The organism is Agilicoccus flavus, from assembly GCF_014857905.1.
GTDB lineage: Bacteria > Actinomycetota > Actinomycetes > Actinomycetales > Dermatophilaceae > Agilicoccus > Agilicoccus flavus.
Map to the genome: position 1 here is coordinate 108183 of NZ_JACYXE010000006.1, position 24896 is coordinate 133078.

At 75.4% G+C, this 24896-nt stretch carries 23 protein-coding genes and 1 tRNA gene; 14 read left to right on the forward strand and 10 right to left on the reverse strand.

Annotated elements, in window-relative coordinates:
- The first annotated feature begins 218 nt into the window (after nucleotides 1–218).
- The 4 genes from ICW24_RS10455 (at nucleotide 219) to ICW24_RS10470 (ending at nucleotide 2556) form a co-directional block, all read left to right on the forward strand.
- The gene (locus ICW24_RS10455) at nucleotides 219–1232 is read left to right on the forward strand and encodes a Ppx/GppA phosphatase family protein (RefSeq protein WP_226345658.1); all 1014 of its coding nucleotides are present in this window, start codon (nucleotides 219–221) and stop codon (nucleotides 1230–1232) included.
- Nucleotides 1229–1783, forward strand: a complete 555-nt coding sequence (locus tag ICW24_RS10460) for an ACT domain-containing protein (RefSeq protein ID WP_226345659.1) — start codon at nucleotides 1229–1231, stop codon at nucleotides 1781–1783. The genes ICW24_RS10455 and ICW24_RS10460 overlap by 4 nt, the downstream gene beginning before the upstream one ends.
- Before the next feature lie 97 nt (nucleotides 1784–1880).
- A tRNA-Leu gene (locus ICW24_RS10465) sits at nucleotides 1881–1954 on the forward strand.
- Nucleotides 1955–1980: 26 nt separating this feature from the next.
- Nucleotides 1981–2556: a MarR family winged helix-turn-helix transcriptional regulator gene (locus ICW24_RS10470; RefSeq protein WP_226345660.1), complete on the forward strand. Its 576-nt coding sequence runs from the start codon at nucleotides 1981–1983 to the stop codon at nucleotides 2554–2556.
- Between the two features lie 13 nt (nucleotides 2557–2569).
- Here the strand turns inward: ICW24_RS10470 and ICW24_RS10475 are convergent, their stop codons facing one another.
- The 4 genes from ICW24_RS10475 to ICW24_RS10490 are packed head-to-tail and all read right to left on the reverse strand — an operon-like array spanning nucleotide 2570 to nucleotide 6631.
- Nucleotides 2570–3367 (reverse strand): enoyl-CoA hydratase, encoded by a 798-nt coding sequence (locus ICW24_RS10475; protein WP_226345661.1) that lies wholly within the window; start codon nucleotides 3365–3367, stop codon nucleotides 2570–2572.
- Nucleotides 3364–4314, reverse strand: a complete 951-nt coding sequence (gene mmsB, locus ICW24_RS10480; protein WP_226345662.1) for a 3-hydroxyisobutyrate dehydrogenase — start codon at nucleotides 4312–4314, stop codon at nucleotides 3364–3366. Before mmsB ends, ICW24_RS10475 begins: the two co-directional genes overlap by 4 nt.
- Entirely contained in the window at nucleotides 4311–5492 is a 1182-nt protein-coding gene (locus tag ICW24_RS10485) for an enoyl-CoA hydratase/isomerase family protein (RefSeq protein ID WP_226345663.1), read from the reverse strand. Before ICW24_RS10485 ends, mmsB begins: the two co-directional genes overlap by 4 nt.
- Nucleotides 5489–6631, reverse strand: a complete 1143-nt coding sequence (locus ICW24_RS10490; protein WP_226345664.1) for an acyl-CoA dehydrogenase family protein — start codon at nucleotides 6629–6631, stop codon at nucleotides 5489–5491. The genes ICW24_RS10485 and ICW24_RS10490 overlap by 4 nt, the downstream gene beginning before the upstream one ends.
- Nucleotides 6632–6930: 299 nt before the next feature.
- Between ICW24_RS10490 and ICW24_RS10495 the strand changes: the two genes are divergently transcribed.
- Both ICW24_RS10495 and ICW24_RS10500 read left to right on the forward strand, forming a co-directional pair.
- Nucleotides 6931–7842 carry a Bax inhibitor-1/YccA family protein gene (locus ICW24_RS10495; RefSeq protein WP_226345665.1) on the forward strand — a complete coding sequence of 304 codons (912 nt, stop codon included), beginning with the start codon at nucleotides 6931–6933 and terminating at the stop codon, nucleotides 7840–7842.
- A gap of 8 nt (nucleotides 7843–7850) precedes the next feature.
- A complete protein-coding gene (locus tag ICW24_RS10500) occupies nucleotides 7851–8162 on the forward strand; it encodes a hypothetical protein (RefSeq protein WP_226345666.1) in 312 nt (103 codons plus the stop codon).
- 79 nt (nucleotides 8163–8241) lie between these two features.
- Here ICW24_RS10500 and ICW24_RS10505 read toward each other — a convergent pair whose 3' ends face one another.
- Nucleotides 8242–9291: an SGNH/GDSL hydrolase family protein gene (locus ICW24_RS10505; protein ID WP_226345667.1), complete on the reverse strand. Its 1050-nt coding sequence runs from the start codon at nucleotides 9289–9291 to the stop codon at nucleotides 8242–8244.
- A 714-nt stretch (nucleotides 9292–10005) separates the two neighbouring features.
- Here ICW24_RS10505 and ICW24_RS10510 point away from each other — a divergent pair.
- Nucleotides 10006–13155 (forward strand): FlgK family flagellar hook-associated protein, encoded by a 3150-nt coding sequence (locus tag ICW24_RS10510; protein WP_226345668.1) that lies wholly within the window; start codon nucleotides 10006–10008, stop codon nucleotides 13153–13155.
- On the opposite strand, the gene ICW24_RS19710 is transcribed toward ICW24_RS10510, so the two are convergent.
- A complete protein-coding gene (locus ICW24_RS19710) occupies nucleotides 13148–14158 on the reverse strand; it encodes an NUDIX domain-containing protein (protein ID WP_307781328.1) in 1011 nt (336 codons plus the stop codon). The two genes, ICW24_RS10510 and ICW24_RS19710, sit on opposite strands and share 8 nt — an antisense overlap.
- A gap of 4 nt (nucleotides 14159–14162) precedes the next feature.
- On the reverse strand, nucleotides 14163–14861 hold the full coding sequence (msrA, locus tag ICW24_RS10525; protein ID WP_226345669.1) for a peptide-methionine (S)-S-oxide reductase MsrA: 699 nt from the start codon (nucleotides 14859–14861) through the stop codon (nucleotides 14163–14165).
- 151 nt (nucleotides 14862–15012) lie between these two features.
- Here msrA and ICW24_RS10530 point away from each other — a divergent pair, with 151 nt between their 5' ends.
- Nucleotides 15013–16197: a C40 family peptidase gene (locus ICW24_RS10530; protein WP_226345670.1), complete on the forward strand. Its 1185-nt coding sequence runs from the start codon at nucleotides 15013–15015 to the stop codon at nucleotides 16195–16197.
- Between the two features lie 97 nt (nucleotides 16198–16294).
- On the opposite strand, the gene greA is transcribed toward ICW24_RS10530, so the two are convergent.
- Nucleotides 16295–16786 carry a transcription elongation factor GreA gene (gene greA / locus ICW24_RS10535; protein WP_226345671.1) on the reverse strand — a complete coding sequence of 164 codons (492 nt, stop codon included), beginning with the start codon at nucleotides 16784–16786 and terminating at the stop codon, nucleotides 16295–16297.
- A 317-nt stretch (nucleotides 16787–17103) separates the two neighbouring features.
- Entirely contained in the window at nucleotides 17104–17556 is a 453-nt protein-coding gene (locus tag ICW24_RS10540; protein ID WP_226345672.1) for a DUF4307 domain-containing protein, read from the reverse strand.
- Between the two features lie 125 nt (nucleotides 17557–17681).
- On the opposite strand from ICW24_RS10540, the gene mca reads away from it, so the two are divergent.
- Both mca and ICW24_RS10550 read left to right on the forward strand, forming a co-directional pair.
- Nucleotides 17682–18650: a mycothiol conjugate amidase Mca gene (gene mca / locus ICW24_RS10545; RefSeq protein WP_226345673.1), complete on the forward strand. Its 969-nt coding sequence runs from the start codon at nucleotides 17682–17684 to the stop codon at nucleotides 18648–18650.
- Nucleotides 18647–18991, forward strand: coding sequence for a hypothetical protein (locus ICW24_RS10550; RefSeq protein ID WP_226345674.1), 345 nt, complete (start codon nucleotides 18647–18649; stop codon nucleotides 18989–18991). The genes mca and ICW24_RS10550 overlap by 4 nt, the downstream gene beginning before the upstream one ends.
- A gap of 3 nt (nucleotides 18992–18994) precedes the next feature.
- Here the strand turns inward: ICW24_RS10550 and trhA are convergent, their stop codons facing one another.
- On the reverse strand, nucleotides 18995–19744 hold the full coding sequence (gene trhA / locus ICW24_RS10555; RefSeq protein ID WP_226345675.1) for a PAQR family membrane homeostasis protein TrhA: 750 nt from the start codon (nucleotides 19742–19744) through the stop codon (nucleotides 18995–18997).
- Nucleotides 19745–19936: 192 nt separating this feature from the next.
- Between trhA and ICW24_RS10560 the strand changes: the two genes are divergently transcribed.
- The 4 genes from ICW24_RS10560 to ICW24_RS10575 all read left to right on the forward strand — a co-directional run bounded on the left by ICW24_RS10560 (nucleotide 19937) and on the right by ICW24_RS10575 (nucleotide 24854).
- Nucleotides 19937–20698, forward strand: coding sequence for an isoprenyl transferase (locus tag ICW24_RS10560; RefSeq protein ID WP_226345676.1), 762 nt, complete (start codon nucleotides 19937–19939; stop codon nucleotides 20696–20698).
- 50 nt (nucleotides 20699–20748) lie between these two features.
- Nucleotides 20749–22440: a polyprenol phosphomannose-dependent alpha 1,6 mannosyltransferase MptB gene (mptB, locus tag ICW24_RS10565; protein ID WP_226345677.1), complete on the forward strand. Its 1692-nt coding sequence runs from the start codon at nucleotides 20749–20751 to the stop codon at nucleotides 22438–22440.
- A 125-nt stretch (nucleotides 22441–22565) separates the two neighbouring features.
- The gene (gene phoH2 / locus ICW24_RS10570; RefSeq protein ID WP_226345792.1) at nucleotides 22566–23861 is read left to right on the forward strand and encodes an RNA 5'-3' helicase PhoH2; all 1296 of its coding nucleotides are present in this window, start codon (nucleotides 22566–22568) and stop codon (nucleotides 23859–23861) included.
- Between the two features lie 228 nt (nucleotides 23862–24089).
- A complete protein-coding gene (locus ICW24_RS10575; protein ID WP_226345678.1) occupies nucleotides 24090–24854 on the forward strand; it encodes an aggregation-promoting factor C-terminal-like domain-containing protein in 765 nt (254 codons plus the stop codon).
- The last annotated feature ends 42 nt before the right edge of the window (nucleotides 24855–24896 follow it).

Here is a 24896-nt window from a genome sequence, read left to right on the forward strand (position 1 = left end):
AGGCTACCGGCGGAACGTGACGGGGGTGTGACACGGTTGACCGTCGAGACGGCCGGTCCGTCCCACCCGCAGGGCTCCGAACGCCCCTGGACGACCCTGGACGACACCGACCCCCGCCGCCCCTCGCACCAGCACCGACCACCACCGTCACCACCACCGTCACCACCGCGCGCCGGAGGCCCGACCGCCCCGTGCGCCCACCCGAAGGGAGCGCGCCCGTGCGCGTCGGAGCCGTCGACTGCGGGACCAACTCGATCCGCCTCCTCGTCGCGGACGTCGACGACGCCGGCGGCGAGGTCGCCGCCACCGAGGTCCTGCGGCGCATGGAGATCGTGCGCCTCGGGGCAGGCATCGACGCGACCGGCCTCATCGCGCCGGAGGCGCTCGCGCGCACCCTCGCCGCGTGCCGCGACTACGCCGCCGAGTGCGACCGCCTCGGTGTCGAACGGGTCCGGTTCGCGGCGACGTCGGCCTCCCGGGACGCCCGCAACGCCGACGAGTTCGTCGCCGGCGTCGTCGAGGCGTTCGCGCCCCGGCCGGTGCGGCCCGAGGTCATCACCGGACATCAGGAGGCGCGCCTGTCCTTCACCGGGGCGACGGCCGGGCTCGCCGGGCGCGCCGCCGGGCCGTATGTCGTCGTGGATCTCGGGGGAGGCTCGACGGAGTTCGTCCGGGGGACCGGCGACGTCGAGGCGTCGATCTCGGTCGACGTCGGGTGCGTCCGCCTGTACGAGCGGGCGCTGGCGGCCGGGCCGGGCGGGTCGGGCGATGGCCGCCCCGGTCCGGAGGGCGTGGCCGCGCTCCTGCGCGACGTCGACGCCGCCCTCGACGACGTGGCACGCGCCGTGGACCTCACCGGGGTGGCGACCCTCGTGGGCCTCGCCGGCACGGTGACGACCGTCGCCGCCCACGCGCTGGGACTGCCCGCCTACGACCGGGACGCGATCCACGGCAGCGTCCAGACCCCGGCCGCCACGCTCGCCGCCTGCCGCGACCTCGCCGGGATGAGCACCGCGCAGCGCGCGGCGCTCGGGTTCATGCACCCCGGTCGCGTCGACGTCATCGCCGCCGGCGCCCTCGTGTGGGCGCGCATCGTCGAGCGCGTCGCGGACGCGTCTCCGGGGGTCGTCGTGCTCGTCTCGGAGCACGACATCCTCGACGGTCTCGCCGTCTCCCTGGCGGGCACCCCGGACGGTTCGGAGGCGGGGGGCCGGGGTATCGTCGGGGCATGAGCGAGCACCTGATCGTCGTCTTCGCCGTCGGCAAGGATCGCCCGGGCCGGATCGCCGAGATCACGGACGCCCTCATGAAGATCGCGGTCTACCACGACGATCCGAGGACGAGCCTGCTCCCCGGAGGCAACACGTCCCTGCAGATCGCCGTCCGCACCGACTGCACCCTCGAGAAGGTGCGGGCCGCCCTCGACGAGCTGCCCGGGCACGAGGAGGACGTCGTCATCACGGCGTACGAGCTCACGGACTACACGACCGACGGCCAGGAGTCCCGCTCGGATCCGCGCTACGTGCTCCGCATCCGCACCGCCGGCCGCCCGGGCGTCCTCGCCGCGTTCACGAGCGTCATCGCCCGGTACGACGGCGAGGTCATCGACTTCGGCACTCGCATCGGTGGCGGCCGCATCTCGGTGCTGCGCGTCGAGCTCCCGGCGGAGGCCGACATCATCGAGGTCAACCGCGACCTGTACCACCTCGCCGAGCAGATCGGCGTCGGCATCAAGTTCTACGACGCCGCCCGCGGCGAGCACATGCCGCTCACCGGCGACTGATCCCGGCACAAGCGGGGCGGGGTCGGTCACCCGTTCCGTGTCCGCCGGCCGTCGCGCCGGCCCGCTGCCCCGCTGGTCGGCGCGTTAGCCTGGGCGGGCCCCCGTAGCCCAACCGGCAGAGGCAGGCCACTTAAAATGGCTCGAGTGCGGGTTCGAATCCCGTCGGGGGTACCGGACCGCCCCCCACGAGGACGACGATGCCCCCCAGCTCACCCCGGACGCCCCGGCCGCGGGACCCGCAGTCGGCGCCGGTCCTGCCCGCCGACCCCATCGCGCAGGCGCGGGCCCAGTGGGTCGCCCACGGTTGGGAGGACGCCGCCGACGGGATGAGCGCGGTGACGTCCATCATGCGCGTCCAACAGATCCTCCTCGCCCGCATCGAGGCGACGCTGCGGCCGCACGGGGTCTCGTTCGCGCGCTACGAGATGCTGCGGCTGCTCGCGTTCACCCGCGACGGGCGGATGGCGATGAACCGCGCGCGCCGGTTGCTGCAGGTCCACCCCACGTCGGTGACGAGCATCGCCGACCGCCTCGAACGCGACGGGCTCGTCGAGCGCGTGCCGCACCCGAGCGACGGACGCTCCACCCTGCTCGCGCTCACCCGACGCGGCGCCGCCGTCGCCGAGGCGGCGACGGCGGACCTCAACGCCGACGTCTTCACCGACGTCGGCTTCGAGATCGACGACCAGGCCCGGCTCACCCACGTCCTCGCCCGCTTCCGCCGCGACGCCGGCGACTTCACCGACCCGCCGCCGGCGCCGCCCCCGCTGTGAGGGGACCTCCGGCTCAGCGGTGGTGGAAGTCGGGGGTGCGCTTCTCGACGAACGCGGCCATGCCCTCGCTCCGGTCTGCCAGCGCGAAGGTCGAGTAGAAGACGCGCCTCTCGAAGCGCAGGCCCTCGGCGAGCGTGGACTCGAGGGCGACGTTCACCGCCTCCTTGGCCGTGGCGGCCACGGGGAACGACTTCGAGGCGATGGTGGCCGCGATCTCGTGGGCCTCGTCGAGCAGGCGGTCGGCGGGCACCACCCGCGAGACCAGGCCCGAACGCTCGGCCTCCGCCGCGTCCATCCGGCGGCCCGTGAGGATCATGTCCATCGCCTTGGCCTTGCCGACGGCGCGGGTCAGGCGCTGCGACCCGCCGATGCCGGGGATCGTGCCGAGATTGATCTCCGGCTGCCCGAAGACGGCCGTGTCGGCCGCGATGAGGATGTCGCAGATCATCGCGACCTCGCAGCCGCCGCCGAGGGCGTACCCGGCCACCGCCCCGACGAGCGGCGTCCGCAGCGCGGCGAGCCGGTCCCACGCGCCGAAGAAGCCGGTGGTCGACATCTCCTGGAAGTCCTTGCCGGCCATCTGCTTGATGTCGGCGCCGGCCGCGAACGCCTTCTCGCTGCCCGTGAGGACGATCGCGCCGACGCCGGGGTCGGCGTCGAAGGCCTCCGCGGCCTGGACGACCTCGGTCATGAGCTGCTCGTTCAGCGCGTTGAGCGCCTTGGGCCGGTGCAGCGTGATCGTGGCCACGCGGCCCTCGCGGGCGACGAGGATGCACTCGTACTCACGGGTGGTGGGGTCCAGCTCGCTCATGAGGAACGGCCTTTCGTCGCGTCGGGGGTGGGGTCGGACCCGGCATCGGTGCCGGCACGGTCGGTGGAGTGGGCCCGGACGTCCGCGATGACGGCGGAGAAGTCCCGGCTCCCGCCCTCGCCGGCGGCGAAGTCGCGGTAGATCCGCTCGGCGAGTTCGCCGAGGCGAGCCCCGACGCCGGTGCTGTGGACGGCGTCCATGGCCAGGCCGAGGTCCTTGGCCATGAGGGCGCTCGCGAAGCCGGGCGCGTAGTCGCGGTTGGCGGGGCTCGTGGGGACCGGGCCGGGCACCGGACAGTTGACGTTGAGCGCCCAGCACTGGCCCGTCGCCGTCGAGGAGACGTCGAACAGGGCCTGGTGGGAGAGCCCGAGCTCCTCGGCGAGGACGAACGCCTCGCTCACCCCGATCATGTGGATCGCGAGGATGAGGTTGTTGCACACCTTGACGGACTGGCCGGCCCCGGCGGGCCCGCAGTGCACGACGCGTCCCGCCATGGGCTCGAGCACGTCACCGGCGTCGGCGACGTCGGCGTCGCTGCCGCCCACCATGAACGTCAGCGTCCCGGCGGTGGCTCCGCCGACACCCCCCGAGACGGGCGCGTCGATCGCGCGGTGCCCCGCCGCGTGGGCGCGGGCCGCGGCCTCGCGGGCGTCGGCCACCGAGATGGTCGAGGAGTCGATGAACAGGGTGTCCGGGGCCGCCACCGGCAGGAGCTCGTCGTAGGCGCCCAGCACGAGGGCCCCGTTGGGCAGCATCGTCAGGACCACCTCGGCGTCGGCCACGGCCTCCGCGGCGCTGGGCCGCACCGCCACCCCGGCGTCGGTCGCGGCCGCGAGCGCCGCCTCCGACACGTCGAAACCGGTGACGGTGTGCCCCGCCTTGACGAGGTTGGCGGCCATCGGGCCGCCCATGTTGCCCAGTCCGATGACCGCGATGCGTCGACTCATGACGTCTCCTTCTCCGGGTGCGGGGTGCCGGTGGTGGTGGCCTCGTCGGGGCCCAGCCCCAGCTCGTCGGGGCCCAGGGGGGCGAAGTACGCCTCGATCGCGGCGGGGTCGACGTCCTCGGGACGCGCCGGGTCCCAGCGGGGGTTGCGGTCCTTGTCGACGACCTGCGCCCGCACGCCCTCGGCGAAGTCGTGGCCGGCGTGGACACGCGTCGCCAGCCGGTACTCCTGGTCGAGGGCCGCTCCGAGCGAGCTCATCGTGGCGGCCGCGCGCAGCGCCCGCAGCGTGAGGGCGAGCGACGTGGGCGAGCGGCGGCGGATCGTCGCCGCGGCCTGCGCCGCCTCGGGCACCCCCGAGGCGTCGAGGCGGGCGAGGATCTCGGTGACCTCCTCGGGGGCGTAGGCCTCGTCGATCCAGGAGCGCGCCTGTGACAGGGGGGAGGCCGGCGGCTCGCCCGCCGCCTCGCGCACCGCGGCGAGCGCGTCCACGTCGTCGCCCTCGAGCGCCTCGAGCAGGGCCGGGAGCGCGTCGGTGGTGACGTAGTGGTCGGCCAGGCCGAGCGCGATGGCGTCGCCCGCCTGCACCGACCCCGCGGTGAGGCCGAGGTGCGTGCCGGTCTGCCCGGGGGTGTGCGAGAGGAGCCACGTGCCGCCGACGTCGGGGATGAACCCGATCCCCGTCTCGGGCATGCCGATCGACGAGCGCTCCGTGACGACGCGGATGGCCGCGTGGGCCGACAGGCCGATCCCTCCGCCGAGGACGATCCCGTCCATGATCGCGACGAACGGCTTGGGGTAGACCGAGATGGCGTGGTCGAGGCGGTACTCGTCGGCCCAGAACTGCGCCGATGCCCGTCCGTCGCCGTCCGTCGCGTCGCGGTACAGCGCGACGATGTCGCCCCCCGCGCACAGGCCGCGCTCGCCCGCTCCCGTGAGTACGACCGTCCGGACGGCGTCGTCGTGCTCCCACGTCTGCAGCGTCCGCGCGATGAGGCCGACCATCTCGTGGGTGAGGGCGTTGATCGCGCGCGGCCGGTTGAGGACGATGTGCCCGGCGCCGCCCACGACGCGGGCGAGGACGGGGGAGTCGTCGGGGTACAGCCCGCGGCCCTCGCCGGCGGCGCGCGCCGCGTGGTCGGTGTCGGTGTCGGTGTCGGTGTCGGTGCCGGCGTCGGTCATGCCGTCCCCCCGGCGATCGCGCGGCCCACGATGTGGCTCATGATCTCGTTGGTCCCCTCGAGGATCTGGTGCACCCGCAGGTCGCGCACGACCTTCTCGATGCCGTACTCGGACAGGTAGCCGTACCCACCGTGCAGCTGGAGTGCGTCGTTCGCCACCTCGAAGCACGCGTCGGTGACGAACCGCTTGGTCATGGCCGAGTGGACCGTGGCGCTCGGGTCGCCCGCGTCGACGCGGGCCGCGGCGTCGTGGAGCATGAGGCGCGAGGCGTGGAGCTTGGTGCGCATGTCGGCGAGGCGGAACCGCAACGCCTGCGCGTCGATGAGGGGGGCGCCGAACGCCTCGCGGTCGCGCAGGTGGGCGACCGACTGCTCGTACGCCCACGACGCGCCGCCGAGCGAGCACGCGGCGATGTTGAGCCGTCCGCCGTCGAGGCCCTTCATGGCGATCCGGAACCCGTCTCCCTCGGCCCCGAGCCGCGCGTCCTCGCCCACCTCGACGCCGTCGAGCACGACCTGCCGGGTGGGCTGGCAGTTCCAGCCCATCTTGGCCTCGTTCGCGCCGAACGACAGGCCGGGCGTGTCCTTCTCGACGACGAAGGCGCTCACGCCCTTGGCCCCGGGGCCGCCCGTGCGGGCCATGACCACGTAGACGTCGGAGACGCCGGCCCCGGAGATGAACTGCTTGACCCCGTCGAGCCGGTAGCCGCCCTCGGTGCGATTGGCGGTGGAGCGCAGGGCGCCCGCGTCGGAGCCCGCGTCGGGCTCGGTGAGGCAGTAGCTCCCGAGGTGCTCGAACGAGGCGAGCCGCGGGACCCAGCGCTCGCGCTGCTCCGGCGTGCCGCCGGTGTCGATCATCGAGGCGACCATGTTGTGGATGGAGATGTAGGCGGCCAGCGCCGGGTCGGCGCGCGCGAGCTCCTCGAAGAAGACGACGCCGTCGCCGCGGGTGAGGCCGCTGCCGCCGACGTCCTCGGCGAGCCAGATCCCGCCCAGCCCGAGCTCCCCGGCGGCACGCAGGGCGTCCATCGGGAAGTGCTTCTCGCGGTCCCACTGCGCCGCGTGCGGGGCGAACCGCTCCTGGGCGAACTCCCGTACGGCCGCGGCCATCGCCGCGGTCTCGTCCGATCCGGTACTCATGTCTTCGACCCTCCCACGCTCCGCTGCATCGTGGACCGCTAGGCCAATTGGTTGGATGTCCGACGATATCGTCGGGCATCCACATATGTCGAGGGCGGCCGGCCGTCGGGGTCTCCTCCGGCGTCTTCCGGTGTCCGAGGGGCCTCACCGTAGGGTGGGGCACCGACAGGTTCGGGTGCGGCGGGAGGGAACCGTTTCTCCGGGCCGCGCGTCGAACTCTCGAATCGCCGCCCGCACGGGCGGCGGACACCACGCCGCCCCAGCGGTGGCGCCCGTTCCAGGAAGGCGAACGAACCTCCATGAGCAACCCGGTCTTCAACCGCGTCGACGAGAACATCCGTCAGGGCGGGTACGCGACCTTCGGTCAGCCGGAGCGTGGTCAGGGGTACGCAAACCCGGGCCACGGCGGCGTGGGCGGCTCGGCCGCCCCGGCCTACGGCCAGTACTCCCCGTATCAGCAGGGTGGGCCCTCCTCGCCCTCCGACCTGCAGGACATGTACGACCGCCCCGCCGCGGGCCCGGTCACCACGGGTCGCCTGACCCTCGACGACGTCGTCATGAAGGGCGTCGTCCTCTTCGGCCTCATGCTCGTCGTCGCCGGCGCCACGTGGCTGTTCACGGCGGTCAACCCGGCGATGGCCGGTGTGCTGCTCCTCGGCGGCATCGTCGCGACCCTCGCGCTCGGCCTGGTCATCAGCTTCAAGAAGACGATCAGCGTGCCGCTCATCGTCGCCTACGCCGCGATCGAGGGTGTGCTCGTCGGCGCGATCAGCCAGGTCTACGCCGTCCGCTTCGAGGGCGTCGTGCCCACGGCGATCGTCGCGACGCTGTCGGTGTTCGTGGCCATGTTCGCGGGCTGGAAGTTCGGCATCGTCAAGGTGACGAGCCGCTCGCGGCGCATGTTCTCCCTCGCCATCGTCGGCTACCTCATCTTCGCGCTCGTCAACCTCGGCGCCGCGATGATCTTCGGCATGAACAGCGGCTGGGGCTTCTTCGCCTTCGGCTCGCCGATGTCGATCGGCGTGTCGCTCTTCGCGGTGGGCCTCGCGTCGTACTCCCTCGCGATGGACTTCGACTCCATCGACAACGCGGTCCGCGCCGGGATGCCGCAGAAGTACTCGTGGCTCCTCGCGCACGGCCTGCTCGTCACGGTCGTGTGGCTCTACCTGGAGATGCTGCGCCTCATCGCGCAGCTCACCGGTCGCGACTGACCCGTCGCATGACCCCCGATCCGCTGCCGCGGCAGGCCCGGATCGACCTCGAGCGCCTGGTCCGGCGGTGGCGGAGCCTCCCGCTGGACCGGGCGCTCGTCGTCGTCCCGGCCGTGTACGCGCTCGCCCAGGCCTACGCCGACGAGTCGGCCGACGCGGCCGGGATACCCCGGCGGACCCTGCCCGATCTGGGGGCCGCCGGCGCGCTCGACGTGCTCACCGTGTGCAGCCACGACCTCGCCCGCGACGGCACGCCCGAGCGGCTGGAGCGGCTCGTGGCCGAACTCGCCGACCTGCGGCGGAGCGTCGGCGCCGCCTGACCCCCGGACGCGTCGGCGCCGCCTGACCCCCCGGGACGACCCTCGGATCGACACGCGCAGCGCGCCGAGGCGTGACGGCTCAGGAGCCGGTGGCCAGCGCGTGGGCCGTGGCGTCGTCGTCGACCTCCTCGGCGTCGGGCGGGCCGTCGGGCCGGCGGCGGCGCAGGAGCTTGGCCCACCGCCCGCGGGGGCCGTGGCCCCGGCCCCCGACGTCGGCGGGGCTCACCTCGGTCCCGGGCCGCGACACGGCCCGGCCGGCGGCGACGGACACCGGGTCGACGCTCTCGCCGCGGAGCCGGTCGGGGGCCCGGTCGGTCTCGCCGGCCCACAGACCGAGGGCCGCGCACACGCTCGGCAGCATCGCCGCGGCCGCCCGGGCGTAGCCCGCGGGCGAGGGGTGGAACCGGTCGTGGCTGAACATCTGGTCCGGCTGCGAGAGGAAGTCGTTCGACAGCAGGTCGCCGAGTGACACGGTGCGCCCGCCCGCCTCGACCACCGCGACGGTCTGCGCCGCGGCCAGGTCGCGGCTCCAGCGGCGCATGATCGCCTTGAGCGGCTGGGCGACCGGCTCGATCGTGCCGAGGTCGGGGCACGTGCCGACGACGACCTCGGCCCCGGCCTCGCGCAGCCGGGCGACGGCGTCGGCGAGGTCGCGCACGCTCTCGGTCCGGTCGATGCGGTGGGTGACGTCGTTGCCGCCGATGGTGACGACGGCGACGTCGGGGTGGGTGCACGCCTGGAGGGCGCGGTCCACCTGACCGGCCAGCCACGAGGACTCGCCGCCGATCTCGGCGCGGTTCGTCAGGCGGACCGGCCGGCCCGCGAGGGCCGACACGCCCGTCGCGAGCACTCCGCCGATGGTCTGGAAGCGGTTGTCGCAGCCCATCCCGGCCGCGAGGCTGTCGCCGAGGACGACGAGCTCGACGGGGCGGCCGAGGCCGCTGCCGTAGACGTCGGAGTCGTCCGGCGCGCCCTCGAAGGGCTTGCCGACGATGCGGCGTGCGAGCCGTGCCTCCGCCTTGAGCAGCCCGTACCCGACGAGCCCCGCCGCTCCGACGCCGGCGGCCCCGATGCCGCCCCCGTAGGCGGCCGCGGCGGCGATGTGGCGTGCCCGTGAGGCCCGACTCATGTGCTCACCCCTTCGTCCCCCTGCGTTCCTCTGCGTGTCGGTGCGATCCGGCCGCCGCGGTGGCCGGGGCGTCTCCGGCGGTCGTGTCGGTCACCGCGGCGACGGTGGCCCCCGAGGTGTCGGAGGGACACCGTCCGTCGAGCGCGCCCGGCGGCCCGGCCGTTGCCGACCGCGTTCGACGGTACCGATCCGACCTGGGCACCGCCCGGGCGCCGACTCCGGCCCGCCCGGATCCCGTGGCCCCACCGGCCGCTCGCCACCCCATCGGCCGCGGCCGGGGGTACCTGCGCGAATCCGCTTCGATCACAGGGCGATCCGGGTCGCCGCGACCCGCGCCCCGGGCCTGCGCGACGCTCCCTGAGCCTCCGCGCCGCCCGACGCTCCCGGGGACCTCCGCGACTCTCCCGGGACCTCCGCGACCGCGCCCGGGCCTCCGCGACCACACCTGGGGCCTCCGCGACCGCACCCGGGGCCGCCGCGACCGCACCCGGGGCCTCCGCGACCGCACCCGGGGCCGCCGCGGTCCCGCGCCGGCGCCTCCCGACCGCCCTGGACCACCTCGCATCGCTTGAGGCTGCGCGAGCCCGGCGACGACGCGGTGTCCGGACCGTGTCGGGCGGGTGACGAAGGTGGGTTGAGAAGGCGGCGGGCCGTGCCGATGGGAGGACGACCGCCCCACGCGGCCCGGACGACCCCGACTCACGGATGAGCGACATGACCCTGAACCCCATCGGCGGCACGGACCTCGGCGCGAGCGACGGACTGCGTCGCTGGATGGACGCGCTCGCGGACCCGCGGCGCGCCCCGCACCTGTCCGGGGCCGGGCTCGCGGCGGGCGTCGGCGGCCCGTCGCGCGTGGACCGGGCGGTTCTCGCCCCGGCCCCGGCCACGGTCGACCCACTCCGGCTCCACCCCGACGCGACGCGGTCGGCGCGCCTCGACGCGGCCGCGCTCGACGCCCACGCCGCCGTGGGAGAGCTCGCGACCCAGCGCGACACGTACGTCGAGGTCGAGAGGGCGCTCGCGCGGGCGGGCGAGCGGCTCGGGCCCGTCCTCGCCGACGTCGACCGTGCCTACGCGCAGGCCGCGCGCCGCGACGGGTCGCCGGCCGGCGACGACGCGGCGCGGACCGTCGTCCACGACGCCGTCTCGGCGGCCGCCCGCGAGTTCGCGGCCACCGACCGGCGCCTGACCCAGCTCGAGGCGCACGCGCGCCTCGCGGTCCGCGAGACGGCCGAGCGGGTCGCCGCCCTGGCCGACGACGTCGCCGCCGACAACCGCGCCCGGGTGCAGCGCCGCCGCGAGCGGGTGGCCGACGCCCGCGACGACGCCGCCGCCGCGCAGGACGAGCGGGTCTCGACGCTGCGCCGCGACGCCGCCGTGCGCGAACTGGGCCGGCTCGTCGGGGCCGTCGCCGAGTTCGCCGACGACGGGACGGTCGACGTCCGCATCGGGGACGACGACCTCGTGCGCGGGGACGTCGTGGATCGCCTCGTCGTGACCGACCCGCGAGACGTGGGGGACGTCGGCGACGTCGGCCACGTCGGTGACGTCACGGCGGGCGAGGTCGTTGCCGCCGACCCGCGGACCCCGCCCGCGGCCCCGCCGGCCGACCGGCGGGGCGACGACCGTGCCCCCGCGGTGCCGAGTAACCCCGACGAGGCCGCCGAGGTCCGCACCGCCCGCGAGGACCTGGCCGCCCGGGCCGGACGGGTGTCCGCCCCGGCCGAGGACCCGGCGGTGCGGTTCGCCTCGGGGTCGCCGGTCGAGGGGCTCGGCGGGGTGCTGGCCGCCGCGGTCGCCGGTCCGCGGACCGCGGCGCCGCGCGCCCGAGCCGTGCTGGACCGACTCGTCGCGGGGTTCGCCGACGAGGTCGCCACCCGCCAGGCCGCCGCGCCCACCGCGACCGGTGCCGCGGAGCCGGCCCTCGTCGAGATCGCGGACGGACGGCCGGTCGTCGTCGCCGGCCCCGACGCCGTCGCCCTGCCGTCCCGCCCGGGCGCCCCGGGCGTGCCCGGTGCGACCGCCTCGCCCGTCGAGGTCCCGGCCCGTCCGTCCCCGACGGCCGACGCGGACGCGACGGGGTGGTCGCTGGACGACGCCGCGAGCGTCGCCGACGCCCAGGGGCGGTTCGCGGCCGGCGCGGCCGGGATCCTCCAGGGGTTGCTCGCCGACGTCACCGAGCGCCGGCTGCACGCCGAGCGCACGCTCGACGTGCTCGGCGTCGTCGACGCCGTGTTGTCCGGGGCCCCGTCGGGCCAGGTCGGCGGGTTGGTCCGGGCCGCGCTCGGTGCCGTCGACGCGCCGCCCGCCGGGGCCGCGCGGGCTGGTCAGGCGCTGGTCAGCGCCCTGCAGGCGCTCAACTCGAGCACGACGGCCCTCGGCGAGAGCGTCGGTGCCCTCGCCGCCTGGCCCGACTCGCCGCGGGTGCTCGTCACGGGCGGCGACCCGCGCGCCGTCGTCGCGGTGCCGCTCACCCCCGGTAACTCGGCCGCCGCAGGCGGCGCGATGGGTTCGGCCGCCGCCGGCGGCGCGATGGGTTCGGCCGCCGCAGGCGGCGCGATGGGCCCCGTCGGCGACGCCACGTCGAGCCCCCCGGGTGCAGGGCCCGAGACCACCGGCGGCGGGTTCGGCGGGCTGCTCGGCGCGGTCGCGGCGTGGTTCGACGGGGGCGCTCGCGCCCCCGGGTCGTCCCCGGCGCAGCCTCCGCTGCCGCCGTTCGCGGCGACGCTCGAGGTGCTCGGCGTCGCCCGGTCGTTCAGCGCGGTCACCCAGTCCCCGGTCGGGGCGGGGCAGGTCCTCGGCGGCGGGCGACCGTTCTCGGTGGCCGTCCTCGACCACGGCGCCTCCGCGGCGGACGGGGGCCCGGTCGCTCACCGTCTCGCCGTCGGGGCCGGCACGACGCTGGCCGGGCTCGCCGCGGGCCTGGACTCGCTCGGCACGTCCGCGACCTTCTCGGTGCTCGCCGCTGGCCCGGGGCAGGAACGTCTCCTCGTCACCGCCCGGACCCCCGGCGCCGGCGCGGGGGTCGAGCTCCTCGACGGGCGCCTCGGCGTGCCGTCGCCCGTGCTCGGACCGCTGCGGGTGCTCGACGCCGGGGCCGACACGGCGGTCCGGGTCACGTGGGAGGGCCGGGATCCGTTCGTCGCGACCTCACCCACCGCCACCCTCGACGGGGCCCTGCCGGGCATGCGCCTGCTCGTCCCGTCGGCGTCGGCGGGCGCGCGGGTCGACGTGATCGCCCACCCCGAGGCCGCGCGCCTCGCCGACGAGGTGGAGCGAGCGACCTCGGCCGCCGGTGCCGTGCTCGACGTCGTCGAGGGCCGCGGCGCCGTTCCGGCCGCGGACGCGACGGCGCTGCGCTCGGATCCGCAGGTCGCGGGTCTCGCCGAGCGCATCGCGGCCTCGCTCGCGGGGGCCGCGGTGGTCGCCGGTCCGGCGGCCGGGGGCCTCGCCGGAGGGGCCGCCGGCGCGGCGACGGCGCTCGGCGCGTCGCCGGCGGCCGTCGGGGCCGTGCCCGGAATCCGGTTGCAGGCCGAGGGGTCCGCGCAGCGCTTCACCTTCGCCCGCGAGGCGTTCCTGCGCGCGATCGCGCAGGGGGAGGAGGCGGTCGAGGGTGCCGCCCGGTCGCTCGGGCGCGACCTCGGCGCGCTGGCGCGGGAGGCCAGCGACCTGCGTGTCGGGTTCCTGCCCGTCCGCATCGTCGGGGAGCAGGCCCTCGTGCACGACTACTCCACGCAGATGCGGCTCGAGGACCGCGACGCGCCCCGCCAGGACGTCGTGGAGCGTCGGCACACCGCGATGCAGTCCCTGCTCACCCACCTCATCGACGAGCGGGCGTGGCTGCGGGCTCAGCTCACCTGAGGCCGGCCGGGTCCGGCTCGTCGGGAACGGATCCGGCGGGTGCGGGAGGGGGCACGTGCCGGGCCAGGGTGTCGACGACGAGATCGAGGACCACGAGGCGGCCCGCCCGGACGTCGTCGACGGGCACCCACGCCGCGAGATCCGTCGTCCCGCCGACCTCGACCACGCTCGGGGCGTCCGAGCCGGCCCGGTCGTCGTCGGAGCGCTCGGCTGCGGCGGCGTCGTCCCCGGCGGCCGCCGGGTCCACGTGCACGGCGAACACGAGGTGCACCCCGTGGTAGTCCTCGCTGCCGCCGTGCGGGGCGGTGCCGGTGAAGTGGACGTCGTGGACGCCGAGCAGGTCGCCCACGCGGGCACGCAGGCCCGTCTCCTCGGCGACCTCCCGAGCGACCGCCGCGGCGGGCGGCTCGCCGTGGTCCACCCCGCCCCCGGGCAGGGTCCACGCGCCGGCGTGGTGCCCGAGCGGCGAGACGCGGGTGAGGAGGATCTCGAGCCCGCCCGACCCGGGCCGGGTCGCGAGCCCGTACGCGGCGAGGCGCTGCCGGCGGGGCGTGGCGTGGGCGTCCAGGGCCTGGTGGACGAGGTCGACGACGGGAACGTGCCCGTCGCGGACCCGGCTCACAGGGTGCCAGGCCGCGTCGGCGGTGGAGCCGTCGATCTCGAGGACGCGCGGGGCGGGGGCGTCCTTGGGCACGCGCCCCGCGAAGACGAGGCGCACCGAGTGCGCGGGCGTGCCGTCGGGGCGCGTCACCGTGGCCGCCCGCACGATCGCCCGCGGCTCGACCGTGACGTCGAGCCCCGTCTCCTCGCGGACCTCGCGGACGACGGCGAGGTTCGGGTCCTCGCCGGTCTCGACCCCGCCGCCGGGCAAGGTCCACAGCTCGCGGTCGACGACCCGCGACGCGAGGCGGGTGAGCAGGATCGACCCGTCGCGCACGACGAGTGCGTACGCGCCGAGCCGCACCCGGGCGGCGGGCGCGGTCGGCTCGGGGCGCACCGTCACCGGGTCAGGCCCGGGTCGGCGGCTCGACGTCCACCTGCGCCGGCACGCCGTCCTTGCTGAGCAGCCCGGTCGGGCAGCTCAGACCGTTCGGCCCGTGGTTGCAGTACCCGTTCGGGTTGGTGTGCAGGTACTGCTGGTGGTAGCCCTCGGCGAAGTAGAACGGCCCGGCGCCGTCGTCGTCGGCGGTCGCGTCGTAGGGCCGGATCTCCGTCGAGATCGGCCCGTGCCCGTGGGAGGCGAGGACCTCACCGAACGCGTCGCGGGTCGCCTCGGCGGCCCGGCGCTGCTCGTCGGTGGTCCAGTAGATGCCCGACCGGTACTGCGTGCCGACGTCGTTGCCCTGACGGTTCGCCGTCGTCGGGTCGTGGTTCTCCCAGAACGTCTTGAGCAGGGTCTCGGCGTCGACGGCGGCGGGGTCGTAGGCGACGAGGACGGCCTCGGTGTGGCCGGTGCGGCCCGTGCACGTCTCCTCGTACGTCGGGTTCGGCGTGAATCCACCGAGGTAGCCGACGGCGGTCGACACGACGCCGGGCAGGCGCCAGTAGATCCGCTCGACGCCCCAGAAGCAGCCGGCGGCGAGGTAGAGGACCTGCGTGCCCGCGGGGAGGGGCCCGCCGGGCGGGGTGTCGAGGACGAGGTGCCGGGCGGGCGGCCCGGCGACCGGCGTCGGGCGACCGGGCAGAGCCTCGTCGCGGCTGACCATGGACGGGGTGCGACCGAATCCGAACATGCCTGCGACAACCGCCGGGAGGGTCGGTTCCATTCCGATCGCGTCGTGCGCGGCTACCGTGGAACCTCGGTGCGCCCCGGGGGCCAGGGAGGGCGCGCCGCCCGCGACGAGAGGAACACCACCCATGCGCGTCCACCCACGATCACACGTCGGCGCGACGACCGGACCGGCGTCGGCAGCTCGGAACCGGCCGGTCGGCGCCCCGTCCGCGGCGCCCCGGCGGCGCGTCGCGCTCGCGGCCGGGCTCGCCGCGGCCGCGACCTTCGTCGTCCCGGCGGCGGCGCCCGCGTCCGCCGCGGGATCGGCCGCGACCGCGGCGACCACGACCGCCACGCCCTCTGCGTCCTCGGCCGCCGCGGCCGCGCGCGGCCACGCGCTCGCGGTGGGCGACGTCGCGTACGTCGACGTCGCCGTGGCCACGCTGTGGAGCTCGCCCGGCCCGACGCGGCGGATCGACCGCCCGTCGCTGAGCAACCCCGTCGACCTGCGCGCCTGGAACGCGAACATGCCGACGACCGCGTCGCGGGCGTGGCTCTCGGAGGGGAGCCGGCTCGAGACGCAGGCCACGCTGGGCACGCGCGTGCAGGTCACGCAGGTGGACGGGGCCTGGGTCAAGGTCGTCGTGTCGGGCCAGTCGACGCCCCGCGACGCCCGCGGGTATCCCGGCTGGCTGCCCGCCGCCCAGCTCGTGGAGAACGACGCGTACGCGGCCCGGCTCCGCCGCACCCTGCACGCCGTCGTCACCGACGAGACGACGTGGCTGGCCACGCGGGCGAGCCTGCGGGGGCGGACGACCGAGGTGTCGATCAACACCGAGCTCCCGGTGCTGGGGCGGACGCGCGGGGCCGTGCGGGTCGCGCTGCCCGACGGGGCGAGCCGGTGGGTCGACGCCCGGGACGTGGCGGTGCGGGCCGCGGGCGCGAAGCCGGCCCGCCCGACCGGGGCGCAGATCGTCGCCACCGGTTCGCGCTTCCTCGGCCTGCGTTACCTGTGGGCGGGGGTCTCGGCGTTCGGGTTCGACTGCTCCGGCTTCACCTCGACCGTCTTCAAGGCCCACGGCATCGCCATCCCCCGCGACGCCGGGCCCCAGTCCACGGCCGGCCGGGCCGTCGCGCGGGCCGACCTGCGCCCCGGCGACCTCGTGTTCTTCGCCGGGCCGGGCGGGACCGGCCGCGTCCACCACGTCGCGATCTACGCCGGGGGAGGGCGCATCCTGCACTCGCCGAACTCGGCCCGCAGCGTCGAGATCGTCGACCTGCGCGCCTTCGACGTGAACCGGGAGTACTCGGGGGCGCGCCGCTACCTGTAGAGCCGCGGCCCGCGCGCAGGCGCGGCGCGGACGCCCCGCGCACGACGACGCCCCGGCCCGGAGAGGGTCGGGGCGTCGTCGTGCGTGGCGGTGCCGCTCAGCCCTGGTAGGGCTTCGCCTTGAGGATCTTGACAGTGATCGTCTTGCCGTTGGGCGCCTGGTAGCTTGCCTCGTCGCCGGCGCGCTTGCCCATGATGGCCTCGCCGAGCGGGGAGGTCATCGAGTAGACGTCCATGTCGTCGCCGCCGATCTCGCGGCTGCCCAGGAGGAACGTCATCTCGTCGCCGAACATCTCGACGGTGACGACCATGCCCTGCTCGACGATGCCGTCGTCCTTCGGCGTCTCGCCGACGATGGCGTTCTGCAGCAGGGAGGTCAGCTGGCGGATGCGGGCCTCCATCTTGCCCTGCTCCTCCTTGGCCGCGTGGTAGCCGCCGTTCTCCTTGAGGTCGCCCTCGTCGCGCGCGGCCTCGATGCGCTTGCTGATCTCGCTGCGGCCGGACGTCGACAGCTGCTCCAGCTCGGCCTGCAGACGGTCGTAGGCGTCCTGGGTGAGGTAGCTCGCCGTGGGCGTGGCGGTGTCGGACACGTCGATCACTCCTTGCGTTTCGTCGAGAGGTCCGCGCTGAGCGCGAACGACGCGCGCCGCCCGGCAGGGCGGCGCGCAGAGTCGGTGGTGGCCCGGGCCGACCCGGCGAGTGAGCCGGGACCCACGCGTGGTGGCCCTGGGGGACTCGCCGACCCGGTCGATCGGACCGGCGGTAAGCATTCGATCATACGGGACGAACCGCTCGTACGCCTCCGCAGGCCGCTGACCTGCGGCGCCGAGGCCACCCAAAGGCCCCCGAGGCGCTGCCGGCCAGGGCTCTTGGGAGCGGTGGAGTCGGCGGAGGTGTCCGAGCCCGGTCAGGCGGCGGCGCAGCGCCGCACGGCCCCGTACACCGCGGTCGAGGTCGTGCGCACCCGCGTCTCGACGACGACGCTCGCGGGTTCGCCCGGGGGGACCTGCACGGTGGTGCGGCCGACGACGCCGTGGGACGTCTCCTGCGCCTCGACGACGCAGGACAGCGCCAGGCTCGGCGGCCGGGTCACCTCGAAGCGCACGTAGGTCGTCGACGGGTCGACGACCCGGTAGCCGAGGTCCCGCCACGCCGGTTTGCCGACGGTCGAGGCGAGGCCCCACCAGATCGCGACGGCGAGCCCGATCGCGGTGAGGACCACCCCGAGCAGGACGAACCGCCGCCGCCCGGCGTCGGCGTCGGCCCAGGCCCGCCGGACGCCGCGGATCCAGCCGTCCTGCGACACGCGGTCGTGGTCGGCCTCGTCGCGGGCGACGTCGTCGGCGGGGGGTGTGGGCACGCGCCCAGGCTATCGGGGCCGATCGCGGCGCTACCGGGGCCCGCGGCTCCGGCCGGCCCCCGGGGCGCGTCGGCGGGGGTGCGAGAATGGAGGTCGACCCAGCAGACCCCCGACGAAGGACAGACGTGACGCAGTCCCTGCGAATGATGGCCGTGCACGCGCACCCCGACGACGAGTCGAGCAAGGGTGCCGCGACCATGGCCATGTACGTCGACCGGGGCGTGGAGGTGGGTGTCGTCTCGTGCACCGGCGGTGAGCGCGGCGACATCCTCAACCCGCGCCTCAAGGACGACCCCGACGTGCTGCGCGACCTGCCGGAGTTCCGGCGCGCCGAGATGCGCCGCGCCCAGGAGATCCTCGGCATCGGCCACACGTGGCTCGGCTTCGTCGACTCGGGCCTGCCCGAGGGTGACCCGCTGCCGCCGGTGCCCGAGGGCTGCTTCGCGACGGCGCCCCTGGACGTCACGGTCGAGGCCCTGGTCCGGGTCATCCGCGAGCAGCGCCCGCACGTCGTGACGACGTACGACGAGAACGGCGGCTACCCGCACCCCGACCACATCATGTGCCACGTCGTGGCCGTCGCCGCCTTCCGCGCCGCGGGTGATCCCGACGCCTTCCCGCACGCGGGAGCGCCGTGGCAGCCCCTCAAGCTCTACTACAACCAGACCATCGCCAAGGCGCGCGTGCTCGCGTTCCACGACGCCCTCACGGAGCGCGGCATGGAGTCGCCGTTCGCCGACTGGGCCGCCCGCTGGAAGGACCGCGACGACCGCCCCGTCAGCACCCGCGTGCCGTGCTCCGACTACTTCGACCGGCGCAACCAGGCGCTCCTCGCCCACGCGACCCAGATCGACCCCGACGGCTGGTGGTTCGCGATCCCCCTCGACCTGGAGGCGCAGGTGTGGCCCACCGAGGACTTCGAGTCGGCCGTCTCGTACGTGCCGATCACGGAGGGCGAGGACGACCTGTTCGCCGGGCTCGGCGACGCCGCGGCGGCCGACGCCCTCGTGGCCGAGGTGCTCGCCGATCGCCGCGAGCCGGTCCTCGACACGGTCGTGGAGCGCTCCCCGGACGCGCCGGGGTGGCACCGATGAACACGCCCGACCCGTCCGTCTCGCCCGGCATCGGCGGCTTCCTCGCCTTCTTCCTCCTCGGCTGCGCGCTGTGGCTGCTCATGCGGAACATGATCGTGCGGCTGCGCAACGTCGACCGCCGCGCCGCGCTCGAGGACGAGCCCGTCGACGCCGCGGCCGTGCGCGCCGCGGACGAACCGCCCATGAGCACCCGGCCCACGTCGGCCGCCGGGCGGCGCTCGGGATCCGGGGACGGGGACGGGGCCGCGGACGATCCGGGCGGCGACGCGGACCCGGCCGACCCGGCCGGCGCCCCCGAGGACCCGCGTGACGCGGAGCGCGGCGGCTCGACCTCGAGCTGAGGGTCAGGCCCCGACGGGTGGGCCGGCGGTCGCGACGGCGAGGCCCGCGGCCGCGAAGTGCGCGAGGAACGCGAGGATCGTGAACGTGTGGAAGACCTCGTGGAAGCCGAACCACCGCGGTGAGGGGTCGGGTCGCTTGAGGCCGTACACGACCGCGCCCAGGGTGTAGAGCACGCCGCCGGCGACGATGAGCGCGAGGACGAGCGCCCCGCCGGACCGGTAGAAGGGCCCCACGTAGAAGACCGCGACCCAGCCGAGCAGGACGTACAGGGGAGTGGACACCCAGCGCGGGGCGCCGACCCAGGCCACCTTGAAGACGACGCCGAGCACGGCACCGACCCACATCACCCACAGCAGGGTCCGTGCCGCGGCGTCGTCGAGCAGGGTGGCCGCGAACGCCGTGTAGGTCCCGGCGATGACGAGGAAGATGTTCGCGTGGTCGAGCCGGCGCAGGACGCGCGCCACGGGTGGGGTCCACGTGCCGCGGTGGTAGAGCGCGGAGGTGCCGAACAACAGGGCGGCCGTGACGACGAAGACGCTCATGCCGATCCGCCCGCGCGGCGTCGGGGTGGCGGCCACGAGGGCGATGCCGCCGAGGACGACGATCGGGAACATCACCGCGTGCAGCCAGCCGCGCAGGCGCGGCTTGACCACGTCGAGCAGGTGATCGACCGCGGCGTCCACCGCGTCCCCGGGGTTCCCGCCGGCGTTCCCACCGGCGTCGGACAGGCGGGGCGTGGACGAGCTGGGCATGACCCGAGCTTAACCTACGGAACCGTAGGTTACGTGGTCGGGCCGGGCGGGCCCGGTGCCGTCGCGAAGGTCGTGACCGGGCCCGCGACCCGTCGGGGCGTAGCGTGGGGAACGGGTCCGCACGTCGCGGGGCCGACCCGGTCGGCCGCGTGCGGGCCGGCCCCTAGCACACGGACGGCGGCGGGAGATCGCGTGGACCTGAGCCACCTGCTCTACGAGGCGTACGAACGTCGGCTGGTCGCCGACCTGCCCACGGGCCGGGTGCCGCGACACGTCGGCGTCATGCTCGACGGCAACCGGCGGTGGGCCCGGTCCAAGGGGGAGGAGACGACCGTCGGGCACCGCGCCGGCGCCGACAACATCGCCCCGTTCCTCGGTTGGAGCGAGGAGCTCGGGGTCGAGATCGTCACCCTGTGGCTCCTGTCGACCGACAACCTCAAGCGCCGGCCGGACGAGCTCGCGCCGCTGCTGCGCATCATCGAGGACGTCGTCGCCGACCTCGCCGACACGGGCCGCTGGCGCGTCAACATCGTCGGCGCCCGCCACCTGCTGCCGGCCGAGACCGCCGAGCGCCTCCTGGCCGCGGCGGGCCGGACGGCCGGGGTGGAGGGGCTCGTCGTCAACGTCGCCGTCGGGTACGGGGGCCGGCAGGAGATCGCCGACGCGGTCCGGGGGCTGCTCCTCGAGGCGGCCGAGCAGGGGCGGGACCTGCGCGACATCGCCGAGCGCATCACCGTCGAGGACATCGCCGCGCACCTGTACACGAAGGGTCAACCCGACCCCGACCTCGTCATCCGCACGTCGGGCGAGCAACGCGTCGGCGGGTTCCTGCTCTGGCAGAGCACGCACAGCGAGTTCTACTTCTGCGAGGCGTACTGGCCCGACTTCCGCCGCGTCGACTACCTGCGGGCGGTCCGCGCGTACGCCGAACGGGAGCGCCGGTACGGGGTCTGAGGCGCCGCGACGTTGGACGCGGTGACGCGCCCTGGTGGACACTCGTACCGATGAGTGACGTGAGCGCGGAGCGGGGCGCCGGCCCCCGGGCGAGGCGACCGCGCCCGTTCCGGGCCGCGATGCGCACGCTGCGGGCCGACCTGCGCGCGGCGTGGGCACTGCTGTACGTGCGCCACGGCCTCGCCGGCATGGCGCTCATCGCCCTGGGGGCGTACACCCCGGCGTTCCTGCCGCCCGACTCGCCGATCCTCGAGCTGCTGCACCTCGACTGGCTCGCCGACGGCCCCAGCCGCGTCGTCGCGACCGGCCTCATCATCGGCGGGATGGCGATCCTCGTCCACGCGTGGCTGCGCCTGCGACCCACGAGGACCTCCGGGCCGCTGCCGACGTCGACGTGGCTGATCTGGGCCGCACCCGTCATGCTCACGCCGCCCCTGTTCAGTCGCGACACGTACAGCTACGCCGCCCAGGGGCTCATCGTCGACCGCGGCATGGACCCGTACGCGACGGCGCCGATCAGCGTGCCGGGCTCGTTCGCCGACCAGGTCGACGCGATGTGGCTCTACACGCCGGCCCCGTACGGCCCGCTCGCGCTCCAGCTCCAGCACCTCGTCGTCGACCTCACCTTCGGCAACGCCTTCGTCGCCTCCGTCGCGATGCGGATCCCGGCCGTGGCCGCGGTGGCCGTCGTCGCGCTGCTCCTGCCCCGCCTCGCGGCGCGCGTCGGCGTCGACCCCCGCGGCGCGGTGTGGCTCGGTGTCCTCAACCCCCTCGTCGTGCTCCACCTCGTGGGCGGCGCGCACAACGACGCGATGATGATCGCCTGCGTCGTGCTCGGGCTGTACCTCGCCGCCGACGGGCGGCTGGGGGCCGGGGCGCTCGCCGTCGCCGCCGGGGCCGGGTTCAAGCAGACTGCCGTGCTCGCGCTCGTCGGCGTGGCCGGCCTCGCCGCGCGGCGCATCCACGGGGGGCTGACGCCGCCGCGCCGCGACTACCTCCTGGTCGCGCTGCACACCGGGCTCGTCGCGTTCGCCGGGTTCGTCGCGCTCACCCTCGCCTCCGGCCTCGGCTGGGGCTGGGTGCCCAACCTCAGCGTCCCGATGGCCCTGCGCTCCTACCTCGCGCCCACGACGCTGCTCGGCAGCATCGTCCAGCTCGGATTGAGCGCGGCCGGGGCCCCCGCGGCCTGGGTGGCGCAGCCCGTGCCCGCCGCGCAGGCCCTCGGAGCGATCGTCGCCGTGGGCACGCTGCTGTGGCTCACGTGGTCGGTCGCGCCGCGCCATCCGCTCGGGTCGGCGGCGGCCGCGTTCACCGTCGTCGTCGCGTGCGGCCCGGTGATGCAGCCCTGGTACCTGCTGCCCTGCCTCGTCCTCTACGGCGTCGCGCACTCCTCGCGTCGCGTCGTCCAGGGGACCGTCTGGCTGACGATCGGTCTCGTCGGCTACAGCGCCTTCGACGTGGGCATGGCCAACGGCGTCCCGCTGCTGGCCGCGGCGATCCTCGCCTACACCCTCGTCCGGCTGGCGCGCTCGCGCACCGACCTCGTCGACGCCCCGCTGTACGACCGCGACGTCGAGCCCGGCCCCGGCCCGGACGGTGTCGCCGGCGGGACCGTCGGCGCGGGCGACGGGGACGGCCGGGGGGCCGGCTACCCGGTCGTCGAGCTCCCGTCGGAGCCGCGACCGGATGAACATCTCGCGACGGCCCCACCACCTCCGCCGCGCGAGGCCGAGTCGACGTAGCGTGCGGAGTGCACCGGGCGCGTGCGGCCCGGTGCCCCGCCGACGGCGGTCTCCGAGAGGGCCGGGTCGTGCGGGCCGACAACGACACGGGCGCGGCGCAGGCTCGCGCGCAGGAGGCGATCGGCATGGCCGCGGCCAAGGTGTACGTCCTCGACACGTCCGTCCTGCTCTCCGATCCGCGGGCGTTCCTGCGCTTCGCCGAGCACGAGGTCGTGCTGCCGCTCGCCGTCGTCATCGAGCTCGAGGCCAAGCGACACCACCCCGAGCTCGGCTACTTCGCCCGCTCCGCCCTGCGCCTGCTCGACGAGCTGCGGGAGCGGCACGGCCACCTCGACCGGCCCCTGCCGATCCGCGACGTCGGGGGCACCCTGCACGTGGAGCTCAACCACGCCGACCCGACCGCGTTACCGGTGGCGTTCCGCCTCGGCGACAACGACACGCGCATCCTCGCCGTCGCGAAGAACCTCTCGGCGGCGGGCCGCGACGTCACCGTCGTCAGCAAGGACCTGCCCATGCGGATCAAGGCGTCCGCGATGGGGCTCGACGCCCAGGAGTACCGCGCCGAGTTGGCCGTCGACTCCGGGTGGACGGGGCTGGCCGACGTCCACGTCTCCGACGAGGAGATGGGGGAGCTGTTCTCGACCGGGTCGCTGCGGCACGCCCAGGCGGCCGGGCTGCCCTGCCACACCGGGGTCGTGCTGCACGCGGGGCGGGGCAGCGGCCTCGGGCGGGTCGGGCCCGACGGTGCGATCCGCCTCGTCCGCGGCGACCGCGACGCGTTCGGGCTGCACGGGCGCAGCGCGGAGCAGCGGATCGCCCTCGACCTCCTGCTCGACCCCGACGTCGGCATCGTCAGCCTCGGCGGGCGCGCCGGGACCGGCAAGAGCGCGCTCGCGATGTGCGCCGGCCTCGAGGCGGTGCTCGAGCGGCGCCGGCACCGTCGGGTGCTCATCTTCCGGCCGCTCTACCCCGTGGGCGGCCAAGAGCTCGGCTACCTGCCCGGCAACGAGGCGGAGAAGATGGGGCCGTGGGCGCAGGCCGTGTTCGACACGCTCGGCGCCGTCGTCAGCAGCGAGGTCGTCGAGGAGATCCTCGACCGCGGGCTCCTCGAGGTGCTGCCGCTCACCCACATCCGCGGCCGGTCGCTGCACGACGCGTTCGTCATCGTCGACGAGGCGCAGTCGCTCGAGCGCAACGTCCTGCTCACCGTCCTCTCGCGCATCGGACAGAACTCGCGGGTCGTCCTCACCCACGACGTTGCGCAACGAGACAACCTCCGGGTGGGCCGTCACGACGGCGTCGCCGCCGTCATCGAGGTCCTCAAGGGAAATCCCCTGTTCGCGCACGTGACGCTGACCCGATCCGAGCGCAGCCCCATCGCCGCGCTCGTCACCGACCTCCTCGAGGGCGACGGGCACTGATCGGAGGTGCCTCCGCCGCCGCCGCCGGGCGGCGTTCGTGCAGGTCATGGGCCCGGTGGCGCCTCGTGGGCGGCCGCGGCGAGCGCGGCGTGCACGGGCCGTTCCGGTCGCTATCCGATCCCCGGGGGATGTCAAGGACCATCGTCGGCCGTGTTTGTCATACGTCCGACTTGATGGCAAGGTGACCAACCACATCACGAATCGGTCACGACAGCCCGGAGGACACCTGTGCCCACGCTCGGACGCGCCGCCCGCTCTACCTCGCCGACCCCCTCGCGCCGCCTCGGCCTCGCCGCGGCCCTCGCCGCGGGCGTCCTCGTCGCCGGAGGCGCCGCTCCGGCGCAGGCCGCGGGTGCGCAGGCAGTGGCGCCGGTCTCCGCCACTGTCACCCAGGCGTCCCAGGCCCCGGTGGCGCCGGCGCCGAAGGCCCGGCCGCTGGTGCAGGTCGTCGGATCGGTCGTGCCGCGCGGCGTCCACGCGCCGGTCCTGGTGGCGGGCGCGGGGCCGCTGGTCCTCGGTGCGGTCGCCGCGCAGGCCGGCGCGAAGGCCGTGACGCCGACCGCGACCGCCGGCGCCGCGATGCGCACCCAGGCGGTCCGGGCCCAGGCCCGGGCGGCCCGCGCGAAGGTCACGGCCTCCCGCAGCAGTGCACGGAAGGCCGCGTCGGCCCGTCCGGCCCGCGCGGCGCTCTCGGGTAGCCCGAAGACCATCGCCCGCTCGCTCGTCGCGTCCAAGGGGTGGGGTGCCCAGCAGTTCCGGTGCCTGGAGAAGCTGTGGGACAAGGAGAGCGACTGGATCGCGACGGCGGACAACCCGACGTCGAGCGCCTACGGCATCCCGCAGGCACTGCCGGGCCACAAGATGGCGTCGGAGGGGCCGAGGTGGCGCACCGACCCGGCCACGCAGATCCGCTGGGGCCTGAAGTACATCGACGGCCGCTACGGCACGCCGTGCGAGGCGTGGGCGCACTCGCGCGCGAACAACTGGTACTAACAGAGGGGAACGTTCCCACCCGAGACCCCGGTCGCCCCGCGA